Below are 16,926 nucleotides of genomic sequence, written 5' to 3' on the forward strand. Positions count from 1 at the left end.
TCGGGCACACTCGGCGTCATGGACTTCGTGATACGGCGGGCGGGCACCGAGGAGTTCGCGGCCCTCGGCGAGCTCACCGCGCAGGCCTACCTGCGCGACGGCTTCCTCGACTTCGGGGAGAGCGACGCGTACCTCGACGAGCTGCGCGACGTGGGCGGGCGGGCGGTTGCCGCCGAGGTGCTGGTCGCCGCCGTCGACGACCACGTGCTCGGCGGCGTGACCTTCGTGCCGTCCGGCGGCCCGATGGCGGACATCGCCCGGTCCGGCGAGGCCGAGATACGCATGCTGGCCGTCGCCCCCGAGGCACGCGGACGCGGCGTCGGCGAGGCCCTCGTACGGGCCTGTACGGACCGCGCCCGGTCCGTGCCGGGCTGCGCGGGTGTCGTGCTCTCGACCCAGCGCACCATGCGCACCGCGCACCGCCTCTACGAGCGCCTGGGCTTCGTCCGCACGCCCGACCGCGACTGGAACCCGCTGCCGGAGCTGGACGGCATCTCGCTCCTCACCTACGGACTGACGTTCCCGGGCCACGGACCTGGGCTCCCGCCCCGGCCGGACGCGGCACCCTGACGACCCGTCGGGACACAACATCTGGGGGTGCTGGCGCGCCCCGGCACAAGATGTATGCTCGTGCTCGCTGTCGCCGCAGGGGAATCCGGTGCGAATCCGGAACTGTCCCGCAACGGTGTACCTGCGTGTTTCCGTACGTCCGCGTACGTCCCCGCACGCATGTCCAGTCCGAGGACCTGCCGACAGTGCGCCCGGCCGTCCCGGTCCGGGTGCCTTGACGTCCGGGCCTCGTGGAATGGGCCGGTGGGCGCGACGCCGCGTGCGTTCGTGAGCTGCCTCCTGCCCTCCGCCGGGCCCCGTGCCGAGCGAGGGAGTGCCCCCACGTGACCATCGCGCCAGCCGACCCGGCTTCAGCGACCCCGGTGACGGCCGACACCACCCCGGTGACAGCCGCCCCCGTGCCCGAGGCCCCCGACGGGCCCGGTGCCGCCCTGCTGCGGACCCTGACCGCGCTGACCGCGGACCTCGCGGACGCCGACCCCGGCCGGGTGGCCGCCGCCGCGCTGCGCGGCCGCTCCGCCCGCGCGGACGAGGCCGAGCTGCGCGAGCTGGCCACGGAGGCGGCCGCCGGACTGATCTCCGAGGACCCGGTCTACTCCCGGCTGGCCGCCCGTCTGCTGACCCTCGCCATCCGCGCCGAGGCCGCCTCCCAGGGCGTCACCTCGTTCAGCGGGTCGGTCGCCACCGGTCACCGCGAGGGCCTGATCGCCGACCGCACCGCCGCGTTCGTGCGGCTGCACACGGACCGGCTGGACGCCCTCGTCGACCCGGCCGCCGACGACCGCTTCGGCTACTTCGGGCTGCGCACGCTGCACAGCCGCTACCTCCTGCGGCACCCGGTCACCCGCAAGGTCGTCGAGACGCCCCAGCACTTCCTGCTCCGCGTGGCCTCCGGGCTCGCCGAGGACGACAGCGCCCGCTCCTTGGACGAGGTCGCCGCGCTGTACGGCCTGATGAGCCGGCTCGACTACCTCCCCTCCTCCCCCACCCTGTTCAACTCCGGCACCCGGCACGCCCAGATGTCGTCCTGCTACCTCCTGGACTCCCCGAAGGACGAGCTGGACTCGCTCTACGACCGCCTCCACCAGGTCGCCCGCCTGTCCAAGCACGCCGGGGGCATCGGCATCGCCTACTCCCGTGTCCGCGCCCGGGGTTCGCTGATCCGCGGCACCAACGGGCACTCCAACGGCATCGTCCCGTTCCTCAAGACGCTGGACGCCTCGGTTGCGGCGGTGAACCAGGGCGGCCGGCGCAAGGGCGCGGCGGCGGTCTACCTGGAGACCTGGCACGCGGACGTCGAGGAGTTCCTGGAACTGCGGGACAACACCGGCGAGGACGCCCGCCGCACCCACAACCTGAACCTGGCGCACTGGGTTCCGGACGAGTTCATGCGCCGGGTGGACGCCGACGGGACCTGGTCGCTGTTCTCGCCCGCCGACGTGCCCGAGCTGACCGACCTGTGGGGTGCGGAGTTCGACGCCGCCTACCGCAAGGCCGAAGAGGCCGGGCTCGCCCGCCGGACGCTGCCCGCGCGCGAGCTGTACGGCCGTATGATGCGCACCCTCGCACAGACCGGCAACGGCTGGATGACCTTCAAGGACACCGCCAACCGCACGGCCAACCAGACGGCCCTCCCCGGCCACGTCGTGCACTCCTCCAACCTCTGCACGGAGATCCTCGAGGTCACCGACGACGGGGAGACCGCGGTCTGCAACCTGGGCTCGGTCAACCTCGGAGCGTTCGTCGACGAGGCGGGCGGCGGCATGGACTGGGAGCGGCTGGACGCGGCCGTCCGCACCGCCGTGACCTTCCTGGACCGGGTCGTCGACATCAACTTCTACCCCACCGAGCAGGCGGGCCGCTCCAACGCCCGCTGGCGCCCGGTCGGCCTCGGTGCGATGGGGCTGCAGGACGTCTTCTTCCAGCTCCGGCTGCCCTTCGACTCCGCCGAGGCCAGGGCCCTGTCCACCCGGATCGCCGAGCGGATCATGCTCGCCGCGTACGAGACCTCCGCCGGCCTCGCCGAGCGCAGCGGTCCCGCACCGGCCTGGGCGAGGACCCGTACGGCCGACGGCGTACTGCACCCGGACCACTACGGTGTGACGCACACCTGGCCGGAGCGCTGGGCCGCGCTGCGCGAGCGCATGGCCGCCACCGGGCTGCGCAACTCCCTGCTCCTGGCCATCGCGCCGACCGCGACCATCGCCTCCATCGCGGGCGCCTACGAATGCATCGAGCCGCAGGTGTCCAACCTGTTCAAGCGCGAGACGCTGTCGGGCGAGTTCCTCCAGGTCAACTCCTACCTGGTAGACGACCTCAAGCGGCTCGGCGTGTGGGACGCGCGCACCCGTGAGGCGCTGCGCGAGGCCAACGGCTCGGTGCAGGGCTTCTCCTGGATCCCCGAGGACGTGCGCGCGCTGTACCGCACCGCCTGGGAGATCCCGCAGCGCGGCCTCATCGACATGGCCGCCGCCCGCACCCCGTACCTCGACCAGGCCCAGTCGCTGAACCTGTTCCTGGAGACGCCGACCATCGGGAAGCTCTCCTCGATGTACGCGTACGCCTGGAAGCAGGGCCTGAAGACCACGTACTACCTGCGTTCGCGCCCGGCGACCCGGATCGCCCGTGCCGCGGCCCGGACCGACACCGTCCCCGTGCAGGCCGCCCCGGATCCCGAAGCGGTCGCCTGCTCCCTGGAAAACCCCGAGTCCTGCGAGGCCTGCCAGTAATGACCACCGAGACCCCCACGAACCCCGAGTCCCCCGCCGCCACCGCGAACCCCACCACGAAGAACCTGCTCGACCCGGGTTTCGAGCTGACCCTGCGCCCCATGCGCTACCCGGACTTCTACGAGCGCTACCGGGACGCCATCAAGAACACCTGGCACGTCGAAGAGGTCGACCTCCACTCGGACGTCGCCGACCTCGCGAAGCTCAGCCCGGAGGAGCAGCACCTGATCGGCCGGCTGGTGGCCTTCTTCGCGACGGGCGACTCGATCGTCGCCAACAACCTGGTGCTGACGCTCTACAAGCACATCAACTCCCCCGAGGCGCGGCTGTACCTGTCCCGCCAGCTCTTCGAGGAGGCCGTCCACGTCCAGTTCTACCTGACGCTCCTGGACACCTACCTGCCCGACCCGGACGACCGCGCCGCCGCCTTCGCGGCCGTGGAGAACATCCCGTCCATCCGGGAGAAGGCAGAATTCTGCTTCAAGTGGATGGACTCGGTGGAGTCGATCGACCGGCTGGAGACGCAGGCCGACCGCCGCCGCTTCCTGCTCAATCTGATCTGCTTCGCGGCGTGCATCGAGGGCCTGTTCTTCTACGGCGCCTTCGCCTACGTCTACTGGTTCCGCAGCCGGGGCCTGCTGCACGGCCTGGCCACCGGCACCAACTGGGTCTTCCGGGACGAGACGATGCACATGTCCTTCGCGTTCGACGTCGTCGACACCGTGCGCAAGGAGGAGCCGGAGCTGTTCGACGACGCGCTGGAGAAGCAGGTCACCGACATGCTGCGGGAGGCCGTCGAGGCCGAGCTGCAGTTCGCGCGCGACCTGTGCGGCGACGGCCTCCCGGGCATGAACACCGACTCGATGCGGCAGTACCTGGAGTGCGTGGCCGACCAGCGTCTGACCCGGCTCGGCTTCGCCCCGGTGTACGGCTCCGAGAACCCCTTCTCCTTCATGGAGCTGCAGGGCGTTCAGGAGCTGACCAACTTCTTCGAGCGGCGTCCCTCGGCGTACCAGGTGGCGGTGGAGGGCACCGTCGACCTGGACGAGGACTTCTGAGGCCGCGGCGTCCGCCGGGTCTCCTCGGCCCGGCCCCGGTTCTGCCGGCCCTCCTGGGCCTCCCTGAGCTGACGGTCGATGCGCCGGTCGCGCACGATGCCGCCCAGCGAGGGGAGGACCATGAGGACGAGGAGTCCGAAGGTCACGAGCATTCCGACAAGGGCTTCGATCTGGTTTCCGGTCATGACACCACTGTCGCTCCGGAGACGCCTTACCGGGAGTGGCAGGACTGCCGCAGGACCTCGACTTCCTGCCACATCCGGTCCACACTGGCAGCATGCTGCAGAACGTGGCCGCCGTCCTGCTGGACGGGGTGCATCCCTTTGAACTGGGCGTGATCTGCGAGGTCTTCGGCATCGACCGGAGTGACGAGGGCCTTCCCGGGTACGACTTCGCGGTCGTCTCCGCGGAGGGCCCCGCGCTCGGCACCCATGTCGGCGGGCTGTCCGTCTCCACGCCCTACGGACTCGAGCGGCTGGACGAGGCCGACCTCATCGCCGTGCCGGCCGGCAACGACTTCGCCCGGCGCGAGTACCCGCCCGAGCTGCTCGAAGCCCTGCGCACGGCGACGGAGCGGGGCACCCGGGTGCTGAGCGTGTGCTCCGGGGTCTTCGTGCTGGGCGCCGCCGGTCTGCTGGACGGGCGGCGGTGCGCGGTGCACTGGCACCACGCGGCCGAGCTGAGCCGGCAGTACCCGCGGGCCCGGGTCTCGCCGGACGTGCTCTACGTCGACGAGGACCCGGTGATCACGTCCGCGGGAACCGCCTCCGGCATCGACGCCTGTCTGCACATCGTGCGCAAGGAGCAGGGGCCGGAGGTCGCCAACCGGATCGCCCGGCGCATGGTGGTGCCGCCGCACCGGGACGGCGGGCAGGCGCAGTACATCGAACGGCCGCTGCCGCGCTCCTCCTGCGACACGGTCGGCGAGGTGCTGGCCTGGATGGACCAGCACCTCGACGAGGAGGTCACCGTCGAACAGCTCGCGGCCCGGGCGCACATGTCCCCGCGCACCTTCGCCCGCCGCTTCCAGCAGGAGACGGGGACGACCCCCTACCGCTGGCTCCTGCGCCAGCGCGTACTGCTGGCCCAGCGGCTCCTCGAGGCGACGGACGAGACGATGGACACCATCGCCCGGCGCACCGGTTTCGGCACGGCGGCGGCCCTGCGGCACCAGTTCGTGCGGGCCCTGGACACCACCCCGCACGCCTACCGGCGCGCGTTCCGGGGTCCGGAGGCCGCCGCCTGAGCCGCGGGGCCGCCGGGCCCGTCACCGCGCCACGGGCCTGACCAGCAGGTCGTGCGGGCGCAGGGTGATGCCGACCCGGACCGCGTCGTTGGAACCCGCCACCTGCTCGAAGCGGTACTTGGTGGCGAGGGCGGCCGTGATCAGGGTCAGCTGCGCCATCGAGAAGTGATCGCTGGGGCACTTGCGATTGCCCACGCTGAACGGCCTCATGGCGTATTTCGGCACATTCGTCGCGCGTTCCGGAAGCCACCGGTCGGGGTCGAACTCCAGGTTGTCGTCGTACGACTTCGGATCGCGTTGGATTGCGTACGGACTGTAGATGATGTCGGCTCCGGCCGGAATGCGATAGCCACCGAGTTCGGTCTCGGTCACCGCCCGCCGGGTCAATACCCATACGGCCGGACGCAAACGCATGGCCTCGACGATGACATTGCCGGTGTGCTTCAGGCTGCGGACGTCCTCGAATGCCACGGGGCGCCCGCCGGTGACCGCTCGGACTTCGTCGCGTATGCGGTCGGCATGTTCCGGGTGGTCGGCAAGTGCCTGCAGCAACCACATGATCGTGGAGGCGATGGTTTCACTGCCCGGGGTGAGTATCGCGACCACCTGGTCGTGGATCTCCTGTTCCCCGATCGGGTCGCCATTGTCGTCCTTCGCCTCCAGCAATGCCGTGAGCAAATCGTCGGGCTTCTGACCGGATGCCCGGCGTTCGGCGATGATCTCGTCGACCAGCAGATGCAGATCGGCCAACGCGTTGTTGAACGCGCGGTTGGCCGGCAGGGGCAGCCGGTACAGCGGTCCGAGCGGGACCACCATGCGCCGGTACATGCCCCGGAAGACGGTGGCGAGGGCGACGCACAGCCGCTCGGCCCGCTCGTCCATGTACTGCCCGCGCAGCAGGCAGCGGGCCGCGACGCGCACGGCGACCCGGAAGGACTCGGAGGTCGCGTCGATCGTGGTGCCCGGCTGCCAGCGCTCGGTGAGGGCGTGCGCCTCCTCCTCCATGATCGGCCCGTAGGCGGGGATGGCGTCGAGCCGGAAGGCCGGCTGGATGGTGCGCCGCTGGCGGCGGTGGAGCGGGCCGTTGGCGGTGGCGACGCCCTCCTTGCCGAGCAGGCCCTCCAGCGACTCCCACAGCGGGCCGGCTATGTGGTAGTCGGGGCTCAGGGCGAGGGCGCCGGTCAGCTCCGGGTTCGTGACCGCGTAGACGGTCTTCGGGCCGAGCTTGATACGGACGACGTCGCCGTGGTCGCGCAGGCCGGCCATGTACGCCAGGGGGTCGCGGGCCAGCCGCCAGCCGTGGCCGAGCAGCGGCACGCCACCGCCCGCGAGCGGCGGCTCGGGCAGGTCGGGCGCCTGCTGCGGGCCGGTTTCGGGGTGGACGGACTCGACGGTCATTTCTCACCTGCCGATTCGTTGTTGACGTACGGGGGCGTGGACCGGTCGTCCCAGCTGTCGACCATGTAGCGGCCGGACTCGTGGTGGAACCAGTAGACGGAACTGAACCAGTTCCGCATATTGCCGACGTTGGCCCGTACGGCGCAGCTCAGTTCCTTTCCGCGTACGGTTCCGTCGGCGAGTCCGTCGGCGAACCGCAGGGCGTCCTGCTCCACGGCGAGGAATTCCGTGATGCATTCCTCGACGCGTCGCCTGACTTCTCCGATCGCTTCTTCCAGCGTGAGCGAGTGGTGCGTGATGAGACTGATTCCGAGATTGTGGACCTCGTCCCCCGCTATTTCCTTGGGCAGCGAGCAGAGGTCGTTGTACCAGGCGGCGAATTCCTGACTCAGCAGTGCAGCCCGGCGATATGCCGGGTGTTTGCGGACCGCGTCCGGCAGTTCGCAGCCGGCGCTCGGCTCCAGCAGATCGGTCCAGATCCAGTGGGCGAAAGTGAGCCGGCGCAGTTCGAGATACTCCTCGACGCCGGGCACGACCTGGCGGGTGCGGTTGCCGAATTCCCGGTCGTACGCCTCGATCACCGCGTGGAAGTGCCGGGCGAAGCGGGCGTTCCAGGTGGCCGGCAGGAAGCCGTACAGCCTCCGTACGCTGTCGGCGAATCCGGCCACCAGCGTGTCCTCGTGGTGCAGGTGGTCCCCGGGTGCGTCGAGTGCTGTGTGCAGTTGGCCGCGCAGCCGCCGCCAGGCGGCGGGACGGCCGTGGACGATGTCCCGGTCGTGCCGGTCGTCCCAGACGAAGAACCACGCGCTGTAGTCCGCTATCGCCTGCATGACCTCGTCGGGGGCGCCCAGGTAGTACCCCGCCATGAGGTCCGTGTAGCACAGTCCGTCGGCATATTCCTCGACCTTGTCCGCGGACATGAGCCGCTTTTCGAGCAGCCAGGTCCGGGTGTTCTCCTGGAGCCTCGGCCAATACGGGTGCAGTTGCCGCGGAAATGCCGCCTCGATCACCGGAAGACGAAGCGACGGCGGTACTGCGGTCGCGGTCGGTGTCGCTGTGGTGCCGTGTGGGAAAGCGTGCACGAACAAACCCCTCTCAGCCGCCGGTGGCGCACTCCTCTCGCTGAGCGGGGCGTGCGCCGTTGCGTATCCCCGCACTTCCCATTCAGCACCACAACTGACCGTTCTGGGAACGGATTTGCTCCCTTCACTACCCCTCGATACGACTTGATGCCGGAATTCTCCTGTTGTGTGCTGGCTCTCGGCAGACGAACGGCGCCCGCTCGGGAGTGAGACCCGAACGGGCGCCGTGCGCAAGGGAGAGGGGAGGCGGGTGGGGCGGTGTCAGTCGTTGGCGACGACGGGGTAGCGGGGCTCGTTCTCGGCCATCTGCCGCAGCGCGTCCTTGCGTTCGCGCTTGGAGAGCCGGTCGATGTAGAGGTACCCGTACAGATGGTCCGTCTCGTGCTGCAAACACCGTGCGAAGTACCCGGTGCCGCGGACCCTGACCGGGTTGCCCTTCTCGTCCTGCCCGGTCACCTCGGCGTAGTCGGGGCGGGCGAGCGACGCGTAGGCGGTCGGCACGGACAGGCAGCCCTCGTTGCTGTCGTCCAGGCGGCGCCGGTCGGCGGGGAGTTCGACGAGCCTGGGGTTGCAGACGACTCCGACGTGGCGGACGCCCTCGTCGTCGGGGCAGTCGTAGACGAAGACCTTCTGGGCGACGCCGATCTGGTTGGCGGCCAGCCCCACGCCCTCGGCGGTGCGCTGGCTGGCGAACATGTCCGCGACCAGCTGCTGGAACTCCTCGCCGAAGTCGGTGACGTCCTCGCACTCCTTGTGCAGGACCGGGTTGCCCACCACCGTGATGGGGCGCGAGGTGCCGCGCCCGCGCCAGTCGGCCTCGCGCTGCTCGCACTCCCCGGTGTCGACGACGAAGCCCTCGTCGTCCACGGGGAGCACGCCCGTGTGCTGCTGATCGGTGTCCTGCTGGGCCATGACCGACGTACGCCTTCCTCGAACTGCTGGGGTGGTGCTCATGACGACTGCTGCCGCACGGTCGCCGCGAAGTCCTGGTGCGGACTCGTGGTACGGGCTCCCGGTGCGGGGGCCCGGATGCGAAGACCCGGTGACGGCTGCCCGGTCAAGACTACGGGGCCGCTCAGCAGACCTCTTCCAGGTCCCGCCAGTCACGCGAGTCCGGACTGTCCGCGACCCAGCCGTCCAGCAGCCCCTTCACCAGCCCGGCCGGCGCAGCGACCCCGCACTCCCGCTCGGGCACCCACAACTGCCCGTCCGTGCGGTGCCCCAGGGGGCCGGGGTGTCCGGGCTCGCTGTGGTCGTGCGGGTCGAGGTGCTCGCCCTCGCCCTCGTCGGACGGCATCCGGGACTCCGAGCACATCCGGCACAGCAGCCGCACGGAGGACGACCAGTCCTCGGCGGCGAACCCGGCGTCGGCGGCCAGCTGCTCCAGGGCGTCGCGGTCGGACTCGGTGGCGGCCTCCAGGAGGACCACCCAGGTGGGCACGGGCGAGGGCGCCCACAGCTCGATCTCGTCGAAGACGGGGTAGGAGTGCCCCGCGCCGGTCGTCCGCTCCCCGTGCGGCACTCCGTCGTGCAGGACGACCTCGCCCCAGCGCCGCCCGGAGGACGGCAGCGGGATGGACAGCACCTCGACCCGGGCGGGGTCGAGCCGCCGCCCCCACACGACCTCGGCCTCGCCCTCGGGGGACAGCCGTACGGCCGCGCTGCCGAGGTCCATGCCGAGCGGCTCACCGGCGTCCGTGGCGTTCCCGGGGGTGCGCAGCCCGTAGGCCTGCCAGGCCCGGCGGGCCAGCGGCCAGTCCTGCAGGGCGGTCGCCGCGATGCCGACGTTCCACCAGTCGGGGGCCCCGGTGTCCCGGTCGAGGAGTGCCACGGCCCTGAGGCCGGCCGCCCTGGCCTGCTCCCAGTCGTGCCGGAACTTGTGCAGCAGCGCGAGGTTGAACCAGGACTCCGACAGCCAGGGCTCCAGGTCGGCCGCCCGCGTCAGCAGCGCACCCGCGTCGTCGTAGCGACCGTCGCCGATCAGCGTGAACGCGCGGTCGGTGGCCTGCCGCCAGGAGGCGGAGGGCCGGTGCCGTGCCTTGCCGAAGATCCTCACGATTCCCGCCTGCCAGTTCCGTTCAGTGGGCTGGCTGTGCCTTTCGCGCCCCCGGACACCCTCTCCTCCGCATCAAACCACGTGCGGCTGCGGAGGCGCTCATTACCCATGGGTTACCCAGCCGCGGGCTCGGTAAGGCTGCCTCGGGCAAGGACCCGGGCCAGTGCTTCCACCACCTCGGGAGCGTAGTCGCCCGCGGTGGCCAGGCGCAGCTCCTCCAGCGCCGTCAGATCGCCGCCCGGCCCCGCCTCGCGCGCCTTCTCCTCGTACGCGTTCACGACCCGCACGATCCGCGCGGCGACCGGCTGCTCCCGGCACGGGTCGGCCTGGCGCTCCACCACCACGGCGACCGCCGCGTCGACGCCGGTCTGGCGGACGACGGCGCCGCCGAGGAGCGCGATCCGGCGCTGTTCGGTGACGGGCAGCGCCGCGGTGGCTCCCGCCGGGACCGGGTCCACCAGGCTGAGCTGGCCGATGTCGTGCATGAGCGCCGCGTACTCCAGGACGGTCAGTTCGGCACCGGAGAGCCCGAGGTCGCGGCCGACCGCCACGCCGAGCCGGGCGACGCGGCGGGCGTGCCCGGCCGGGGTGTACCCGGCGATCTCGGTGGCGCGGGCCAGGGAGGCGATGGTCTGCCGGTAGGTGGCCCGGACGGCGGCGTACCGGCGGTAGGACAGCTGGGTGAGCAGCAGCGGTACGCAGAGGACGGGCAGCGCCCACAGTCCCGCGACGGCGACCGCGAGCGCCATGACGGCGCCGGTCGCGCACACCGCGGACGTGATGCCGACCATCCCGCGCAGTTCCTCGCGCAGCAGCGGGCCGAAGGGCCACCCGGTGCGGGCGTGGGCGGGGGCCGCGGCGAGCACGGCGTCGCACAACGTGGTCAGGGCGAGCACCGCGAGCAGCAGCAGCGCGTGGGCGGGGCCGCTCCAGTCCTCGAAGACGCCCTGGTTGGACAGCGGACGGAAGCACACGGCCGCGAAGGCGACGGTGAGCACGCGCCGCGCCAGGTGTCCGAGGACGGGGCCGTTGCCGCGGGCGACGTGGGGCACGCTGCCGAGCAGGGCGGCGGCGGCCACGACGGTCACGGTCTGCGCGACACCGTGGTGCGCGGGCTGCCCGGCGACGTCCGCGAGCAGCGTGTACGCGAGCGCCCCGGCGGCGCCGAGCGGCGCGGCCTCCCGGACCTCGGCCCCGGACCTCCGGGTCAGCTCGCCGAGGGAGACCAGCGCCCCGAAGGCCAGCGCGACGGGGCGCTGCGCGAGCCCGGACCAGAGCACGGGGACGAGGCAGCCGAGCACGAGGAACCCCGCACAGAGGGGCACGAGGATCCGCACGCACACGGGCACGAGCCGCCTCACCGGGGACGCCTCCCGTGACCGCGGAGCGGGCTGCCTTGTGACGGTGCCGGGGGTGGTCCGCCCGCCGGCGTCGGTGGCCGTGAGTCCGGAGGGGCGAGGTCGCCGCGCGGTGCGCGGGTGCGGGGACGCCCCGGGACACCGGGAGCGGACTGCCGGCCGGCGCCGGCGGCCGCGTCGTCGACCGGACGCCGGCTACCGGGGGGCGCGTACCGGGACCGGCATCCGGAGCCGGGAGTCACGCACCCGGACCGACACCCCAAGCCGGAAGCCACGCACCCCGACCGGCATCCGGAGCCGGGGGCGCTGTCGTTTGCCGCCACTGCCACTGCCACCGCCACCGGCACCGCCGACCGGCAACGGGCCCGGTGCCGCGTCACGACACCACCCCCCGGCCCACGCTGTCACGCGTGTCCTCGTCCTGGCCCGGGATCGTGCCGGTGCGCGGGGCGGGTGTGCCGTCGGCGGTCACCGAGGGGCGCCAGCCGTGGCGGCCCAGGGCGCGGACCAGTGCCCCCACCATCCGGGGGTCGAACTGCCCCCCGGCGCACCGCTGGAGCTCGCGCACGGCCACCGCGACGGGCCGGGCCCTGCTGTAGGAGCGCGTGGAGGTCATCGCGTCGAAGGCGTCGGCGACGGCCACCACCCGGGCCGACTCGGGGATGCGGTCGCCGACGAGGCCGTAGGGGTAGCCGCTGCCGTCCAGCCGTTCGTGGTGGTGGAGGACGGCGGCCCGCGCCTCGCCGAGGAAGCGGATGCCGCGCACCATCTCGTGCCCGTACTCGGGGTGCAGTTCGATCACGCGCCGCTCCTCGGGCGTCAGTGGCCCGTCCTTGCGCAGCAGCCGGGTGGGCACCCCGAGCTTGCCCACGTCGTGCAGGATCCCGGCGAAGCGCAGTGTCTCGACGCGCTCGTCGTCCATGCCCAGCTCGCGGGCGATCATCATGGAGGCCTGGCCGACGCGCTCGCTGTGCCCGCGCGTGTAGCCGTCCTTGATGTCGACGGCCTGCACCAGGGCGCGGATGGTCGCCTGGTGGGCGGCCCGCTCCCGGTGGTACTGGGCGAACGCCCACCAGGCCACGCACATCGGCAGCAGCACCAGCAGCGCGGCGACCGGCCCGTAGGGGCTGCGCCACAGGACCGCCATCATCAGCCCGGCGAGCCCGTGCACGGCGACCGGTGCGAGCGAGCGCACGAAGAGCCCTCGCCACACCCGGCCCGTGGGCAGGCGCAGGCGCCGGCCCACGGGCACCCGCGGCGTTGCCACGGCGAGCGTCCGGATCCCGCCGTCCAGCAGGGTGAGGACCAGGCAGAACGCCAGTACCGCGGCACCGGCGGGGACGAGCGCGTAAGGGAAGTCGGACTCGACGACCGCGTCCCGCCCGCCGAGCTGCCAGTGCGTCCACGCGGCCGCCCACACGGCCAGCGCCAACTGGGCGGCCCGCCAGGCGCGCCGCAGTCCGCGCGGCCGTTGCGCCACGGGGGCCAGCAGTGCCCCGGGCAGCGCCACGAGCGCGGCGGCGGGCGGTGGCAGCAGGAAGGCGCCGGCGAGCAGCACGGGATAGCAGGTCCCCACGAAACGGGACCGTGCGACGAGTTCGGAGCCCGCGTACAGACCGGCGAGCAGCAGTACCGCCCACCAGGGCGTGTGCACCCGCGGCAGCGGCCACAGACAGACCAGGACGGCGAGGGCGACGCAGACGACGTAGGCACGCGCGCGTGCCGGTACAGCGTCCATGAGCCCCTCCCCGGCCAGGCCTGTCAGGCTCGGAGCCTAGGGCGACGACGAGGAGGCCGCGGGCAGATAACCCGCGGATTAGCACGTACGAGTGACTCAGGCGTGATGGCTCGGGCCTGGTGACTCAGGCCGCGTGCGTCGGGCCTGGTGCGTCACGACTCGTGCGTCACGCCTCGTGCGCCTCAGGACTCCTGCGGAGCCGACGGCGCGGCGGTGACGTCGTGGTCGGGCACGGACTGCCCGGACCGGATGAGGTCCAGCCGCCCCATCACCTTGGCACGCAGGTCACCCGGCACGTCGTCCTGACCGCAACACCGCTTGACCAGCTTCTTCACGGCCTGCTCCAGCCCGTACTTCTCCAGGCAGGGCGAGCACTCCTCGAAGTGGTGCTCGAACTTCACGCAGTCCGAGTCCGGCATCTCTTTGTCGAGGAACTCGTAGAGATGATCGAGGATTTCGCTGCAATCCGTCTCGTGCGGCTCTCCGCAGCTCATGACCCCGAGCCTTTCGCTTCGTTCGACTCTCCGGCGCCGGCCGGGACCAGCCCGCGGTCACGGGCGTAGTCCTCCAGCATGCCGCGCAGCTGACGGCGTCCACGGTGCAGCCGGGACATCACCGTACCGATGGGTGTCCCCATGATGTCGGCGATCTCCTTGTAGGCAAACCCCTCGACGTCCGCCAGATAGACGGCGATACGGAACTCCTCGGGAATCGCCTGCAGCGCTTCCTTGACGTCCGAGTCCGGCAGGTGGTCCAGCGCCTGCGACTCGGCGGAGCGCAGACCGGTCGACATGTGCGACTCGGCGCGCGCCAGCTGCCAGTCCTCGATCTCCTCGGCCGCACTGCGCTGGGGTTCGCGCTGCTTCTTGCGGTACGAGTTGATGAAGGTGTTCGTGAGGATGCGGTACAGCCACGCCTTGAGGTTGGTGCCCTCGCGGAACTGGTGGAAGGACGCGTACGCCTTGGCGTAGGTCTCCTGCACCAGGTCCTCGGCGTCGGCCGGATTACGCGTCATGCGCAGCGCGGCCGAGTACATCTGGTCGAGGAACTCCAGCGCGTCCCGCTCGAAGCGCGCGCTGCGCTCCGCGGTCGACTCCGCGCCCGTACCCCGGCCCTCGGGCTGCTCCGCCTGGCCGTGTTCGGTCCCTGCGTCGGTCCCAGTGACCGGACCCACCTCCTCCAGTGTTGTCGCGGGGCCGAATGCGGCCACGCTCGAATCGGAGGATAGACGACGATCCGGTCCGCCCGCCGCCCGAACGGGGGCGGTCTTCGCCGCGTGCAGCACCGTCCAGTCCAGGTCGGCGCGGCTGCTGCGACGAGGGCAGAAGGTCGAACCCATGCGGCGGACTTCCTCTCCTACGGCGTCGGTGCTGAGGGCTCAGCAACGTACGTCCGCCACAACAGTGGCCGCCCGCTCGGCATTCCCGGGGGCGTCAGGCGAGTGATCCGGTCCACTCCACGACGCCGCCGGTGATCACTTCCAGGGCCTGTTCCTGACCGGTCGCCGCCCGCTTGGGCACCGCGAACCCGTGGTCTCCGTGCTCCACCTCGATCAGGTCGTACGTCCCGCCGGGCGCCTCGGGGAACTCCTCCGGTCTGCCGAAGGGGTCGTTGCCGCCCTGGACGACGAGGGTGGGCACGCCGGTGCCGAGGAGTTCCCCGGCGCGGGACTTCTCGGGCCGGCCCGGCGGGTGCAGCGGGAAGCTGAGGGCGAGGACTGCGTGCGCGCCCAGTTCGGCCGCGGTACGGCAGGCGACGCGGGCGCCGGCGCTCCGGCCGCCCGAGATCACCGGCAGTCCCGGCGCGGCGAGCGCGGGCCAGACGCCCCGCCAGCCGGTGTCCAGGGTCTTCGGCGCGGGCGCCAGCTTCTTGCCGGCGACCCGCCAGGGCTGCTCGACGAGGGCGACGCTCACCCCGTGGGCGGGCAGGGCGGCCGCCAGCGCCCTGAGGTCGCGCGCCTCTACGCCGCCGCCGGCACCGTGGCCGAGGGCGAGCACGAGCCGGGGCGCCGGCGCCGGGTGCCAGGTGATGCGTGCGGTGCCGGCCTCGGTGCCGACGGTGTCGGTGGTGGTGTCGCTGCTCACGTCAGAAGAGTGTGCCCTCTTCGGGTGCCTCGAGCTCCTCTAGCAGCTCCGGCCCGTTGTTGCGGACGTTGCTCACGGCCGTGGAGACGGGGAAGGCCCGCATCAGCCCGGCGGGCGGCGGTGCCAGCAGGGAGGCCAGTTCGTCCGGGTCGGTGCGCGCCGGGTCGAGCCAGTCGTCCCAGCGGTCCGGCGTCAGCATCAGCGGCATCCGGGGGTGGATGTCGGCGAGGGCGCGCGGTCCGTCGGCCGGCGCCACCGCGAGCGGCGTGCTCTCGGCCTCGGTCGTGATCACGGAGCAGGTCACCCACCAGGCCTGGGGGTGGTCGTCCGGCAGGGTCCTGTCCCGCCAGAACTCGTAGAGCCCGGCCATGGCGAACACCGACCCGTCGGCCGGCGTGACGAAGTACGGCTGCTTGCGGGGCCGCTTCTTCCGCCCCTCGACCTCCAGATCCCGCTCCTGCTTGCCGGTGACCCACTCGTAGTAGCCGTCGGCGGGCAGGATGCAGCGCCGGGTGCTGAAGGCGCGGCGGTAGGACGGCTTCTCGTGGACGGTCTCCGCGCGGGCGTTGATCATCCGGGCACCGCCCTCGGGCGTCTTGGCCCAGGACGGGACGAGGCCCCACTTCAGCTTCCGCAGCTGGCGAACCGGTTTCGGGTCCCCGGCGTCTTTCAGAGGACGGTCCAGGACGACGTGGACCTCCTTGGTGGGGGCCACGTTGTAGTCGGGTTCCAAGCTCTCCTTGGGCTCCCACTTCTCGATCTCAAAGATTCCCGCGAGATCCTCGGGTCGACGACTCGCCGCATACCGTCCGCACATACGTGCCACACTGCCAGACCCCGCGCTTATCCGAGGAGCCCTCCCCGAACATGGACCACCTCGCATCGGCCTCGCTCACCTCCCTGTGGGACGAGGTCTCCGGCACCCAGCCCGACCCCGACCTGTGGGTGGTGATCGCGACCCTGGTGGTGGCGCTCGCCGTCGTCGTGCCGCACGGGCCGTGGCGGATGGCACGCAACGCCATCACCATCGCCCACGAGGGCGGCCACGGGCTCGTGGCGCTGCTCACCGGGCGCACCCTGACCGGGATAACCCTGCACTCGGACACCAGCGGCCTGACCGTGAGCCGGGGCAAGCCGCGCGGCCTCGGGATGATCCTCACCGCGGTCGCCGGCTACACCGCTCCCCCGCTGCTCGGCCTGGGCGGCTCCGCGCTGCTCGCGGCGGGCCGCATCACCCTGCTGCTGTGGCTGGCGACGGCCCTGCTCGTCGCCCTGCTGGTGATGGTCCGCAACGCCTACGGGGTGCTGACGGTGGTGGTCTCCGGCGGCACGTTCGTGCTGGTGTCGTGGCTGGCCGGGCCGCAGGTGCAGGCGGCGTTCGCGTACGCGGTGGTGTGGTTCCTGCTGCTCGGCGGGGTGCGTCCGGCCTTCGAGCTGCAGGCCAAGCGGGCGCGCGGTGGCGCGGGGGACTCCGACGCCGACCAGCTCGCGCGGCTGACGCACGCGCCGGCGGGGGTGTGGTTCTTCCTGTTCCACGCGGTGTCGCTGTGCTCGCTGATAGGCGGGGGGCGCTGGCTGCTGGAGCTGTGACGGGCGGGCGAGGACCG

At 71.9% G+C, this 16,926-nt stretch carries 16 protein-coding genes and 1 riboswitch; of the genes, 5 read left to right on the top strand and 11 right to left on the bottom strand.

What is annotated here, in order from left to right; translation table 11 throughout:
- Nucleotides 1–18 precede the first annotated feature (18 nt).
- The 3 genes from HZS56_RS10895 (at nt 19) to HZS56_RS10905 (ending at nt 4,357) form a co-directional block, all read left to right on the top strand.
- Entirely contained in the window at nt 19–570 is a 552-nt protein-coding gene (locus HZS56_RS10895) for a GNAT family N-acetyltransferase (protein ID WP_216720534.1), read from the top strand.
- A gap of 54 nt (nt 571–624) precedes the next feature.
- A riboswitch (cobalamin riboswitch) is annotated at nt 625–768 on the top strand.
- Between the two features lie 125 nt (nt 769–893).
- Nucleotides 894–3,299, top strand: coding sequence for a ribonucleoside-diphosphate reductase subunit alpha (locus HZS56_RS10900; protein ID WP_216720535.1), 2,406 nt, complete (start codon nt 894–896; stop codon nt 3,297–3,299).
- The gene (locus HZS56_RS10905; protein WP_216720536.1) at nt 3,299–4,357 is read left to right on the top strand and encodes a ribonucleotide-diphosphate reductase subunit beta; all 1,059 of its coding nucleotides are present in this window, start codon (nt 3,299–3,301) and stop codon (nt 4,355–4,357) included. The genes HZS56_RS10900 and HZS56_RS10905 overlap by 1 nt, the downstream gene beginning before the upstream one ends.
- On the opposite strand, the gene HZS56_RS10910 is transcribed toward HZS56_RS10905, so the two are convergent.
- Entirely contained in the window at nt 4,270–4,542 is a 273-nt protein-coding gene (locus tag HZS56_RS10910; RefSeq protein ID WP_216720537.1) for a hypothetical protein, read from the bottom strand. The two genes, HZS56_RS10905 and HZS56_RS10910, sit on opposite strands and share 88 nt — an antisense overlap.
- Nucleotides 4,543–4,634: 92 nt before the next feature.
- Here HZS56_RS10910 and HZS56_RS10915 point away from each other — a divergent pair, with 92 nt between their 5' ends.
- Nucleotides 4,635–5,603 (top strand): helix-turn-helix domain-containing protein, encoded by a 969-nt coding sequence (locus tag HZS56_RS10915; protein WP_216720538.1) that lies wholly within the window; start codon nt 4,635–4,637, stop codon nt 5,601–5,603.
- Between the two features lie 21 nt (nt 5,604–5,624).
- Here the strand turns inward: HZS56_RS10915 and HZS56_RS10920 are convergent, their stop codons facing one another.
- The 10 genes from HZS56_RS10920 to HZS56_RS10965 all read right to left on the bottom strand — a co-directional run bounded on the left by HZS56_RS10920 (nt 5,625) and on the right by HZS56_RS10965 (nt 16,136).
- Entirely contained in the window at nt 5,625–7,001 is a 1,377-nt protein-coding gene (locus tag HZS56_RS10920; RefSeq protein WP_216720539.1) for a bifunctional albaflavenone monooxygenase/terpene synthase, read from the bottom strand.
- Nucleotides 6,998–8,083, bottom strand: coding sequence for an epi-isozizaene synthase (gene cyc1 / locus HZS56_RS10925; RefSeq protein WP_216720540.1), 1,086 nt, complete (start codon nt 8,081–8,083; stop codon nt 6,998–7,000). Before cyc1 ends, HZS56_RS10920 begins: the two co-directional genes overlap by 4 nt.
- A 261-nt stretch (nt 8,084–8,344) precedes the next feature.
- Nucleotides 8,345–8,995 (bottom strand): peptide deformylase, encoded by a 651-nt coding sequence (gene def / locus HZS56_RS10930; RefSeq protein ID WP_216720541.1) that lies wholly within the window; start codon nt 8,993–8,995, stop codon nt 8,345–8,347.
- Between the two features lie 163 nt (nt 8,996–9,158).
- Nucleotides 9,159–10,139 carry a tetratricopeptide repeat protein gene (locus HZS56_RS10935; RefSeq protein WP_216720542.1) on the bottom strand — a complete coding sequence of 327 codons (981 nt, stop codon included), beginning with the start codon at nt 10,137–10,139 and terminating at the stop codon, nt 9,159–9,161.
- A gap of 113 nt (nt 10,140–10,252) precedes the next feature.
- Complete coding sequence (locus tag HZS56_RS10940) at nt 10,253–11,500, bottom strand: HD-GYP domain-containing protein (RefSeq protein ID WP_216720543.1); 1,248 nt, start codon at nt 11,498–11,500, stop codon at nt 10,253–10,255.
- Between the two features lie 373 nt (nt 11,501–11,873).
- Complete coding sequence (locus tag HZS56_RS10945; RefSeq protein WP_216720544.1) at nt 11,874–13,235, bottom strand: HD-GYP domain-containing protein; 1,362 nt, start codon at nt 13,233–13,235, stop codon at nt 11,874–11,876.
- 182 nt (nt 13,236–13,417) lie between these two features.
- Nucleotides 13,418–13,729: a mycothiol system anti-sigma-R factor gene (gene rsrA, locus HZS56_RS10950; RefSeq protein WP_216720545.1), complete on the bottom strand. Its 312-nt coding sequence runs from the start codon at nt 13,727–13,729 to the stop codon at nt 13,418–13,420.
- The gene (gene sigR / locus HZS56_RS10955) at nt 13,726–14,409 is read right to left on the bottom strand and encodes an RNA polymerase sigma factor SigR (RefSeq protein WP_188183311.1); all 684 of its coding nucleotides are present in this window, start codon (nt 14,407–14,409) and stop codon (nt 13,726–13,728) included. The genes rsrA and sigR overlap by 4 nt, the downstream gene beginning before the upstream one ends.
- A gap of 259 nt (nt 14,410–14,668) precedes the next feature.
- Nucleotides 14,669–15,319: an alpha/beta hydrolase family protein gene (locus HZS56_RS10960; protein ID WP_216720546.1), complete on the bottom strand. Its 651-nt coding sequence runs from the start codon at nt 15,317–15,319 to the stop codon at nt 14,669–14,671.
- Between the two features lies 1 nt (nt 15,320).
- Nucleotides 15,321–16,136, bottom strand: coding sequence for an SOS response-associated peptidase (locus HZS56_RS10965; RefSeq protein ID WP_216720547.1), 816 nt, complete (start codon nt 16,134–16,136; stop codon nt 15,321–15,323).
- Between the two features lie 50 nt (nt 16,137–16,186).
- Between HZS56_RS10965 and HZS56_RS10970 the strand changes: the two genes are divergently transcribed.
- Nucleotides 16,187–16,909, top strand: a complete 723-nt coding sequence (locus HZS56_RS10970) for a M50 family metallopeptidase (protein ID WP_216720548.1) — start codon at nt 16,187–16,189, stop codon at nt 16,907–16,909.
- Nucleotides 16,910–16,926 lie beyond the last annotated feature (17 nt).

This window comes from Streptomyces mayonensis (assembly GCF_018982965.1).
Taxonomy (GTDB): domain Bacteria; phylum Actinomycetota; class Actinomycetes; order Streptomycetales; family Streptomycetaceae; genus Streptomyces; species Streptomyces mayonensis.

Excerpts from the sequence above, each read along its gene's own strand:
- rsrA (WP_216720545.1), bottom strand. The coding sequence starts at position 13,729 with ATGAGCTGCGGAGAGCCGCACGAGACGGATTGCAGCGAAATCCTCGAT.
- HZS56_RS10910 (WP_216720537.1), bottom strand. The coding sequence starts at position 4,542 with ATGACCGGAAACCAGATCGAAGCCCTTGTCGGAATGCTCGTGACCTTC.
- HZS56_RS10905 (WP_216720536.1), top strand. The coding sequence starts at position 3,299 with ATGACCACCGAGACCCCCACGAACCCCGAGTCCCCCGCCGCCACCGCG.
- HZS56_RS10965 (WP_216720547.1), bottom strand. The coding sequence starts at position 16,136 with ATGTGCGGACGGTATGCGGCGAGTCGTCGACCCGAGGATCTCGCGGGA.
- HZS56_RS10945 (WP_216720544.1), bottom strand. The coding sequence starts at position 13,235 with ATGGACGCTGTACCGGCACGCGCGCGTGCCTACGTCGTCTGCGTCGCC.
- HZS56_RS10915 (WP_216720538.1), top strand. The coding sequence starts at position 4,635 with ATGCTGCAGAACGTGGCCGCCGTCCTGCTGGACGGGGTGCATCCCTTT.
- HZS56_RS10895 (WP_216720534.1), top strand. The coding sequence starts at position 19 with ATGGACTTCGTGATACGGCGGGCGGGCACCGAGGAGTTCGCGGCCCTC.
- def (WP_216720541.1), bottom strand. The coding sequence starts at position 8,995 with ATGGCCCAGCAGGACACCGATCAGCAGCACACGGGCGTGCTCCCCGTG.
- HZS56_RS10920 (WP_216720539.1), bottom strand. The coding sequence starts at position 7,001 with ATGACCGTCGAGTCCGTCCACCCCGAAACCGGCCCGCAGCAGGCGCCC.
- HZS56_RS10970 (WP_216720548.1), top strand. The coding sequence starts at position 16,187 with ATGGACCACCTCGCATCGGCCTCGCTCACCTCCCTGTGGGACGAGGTC.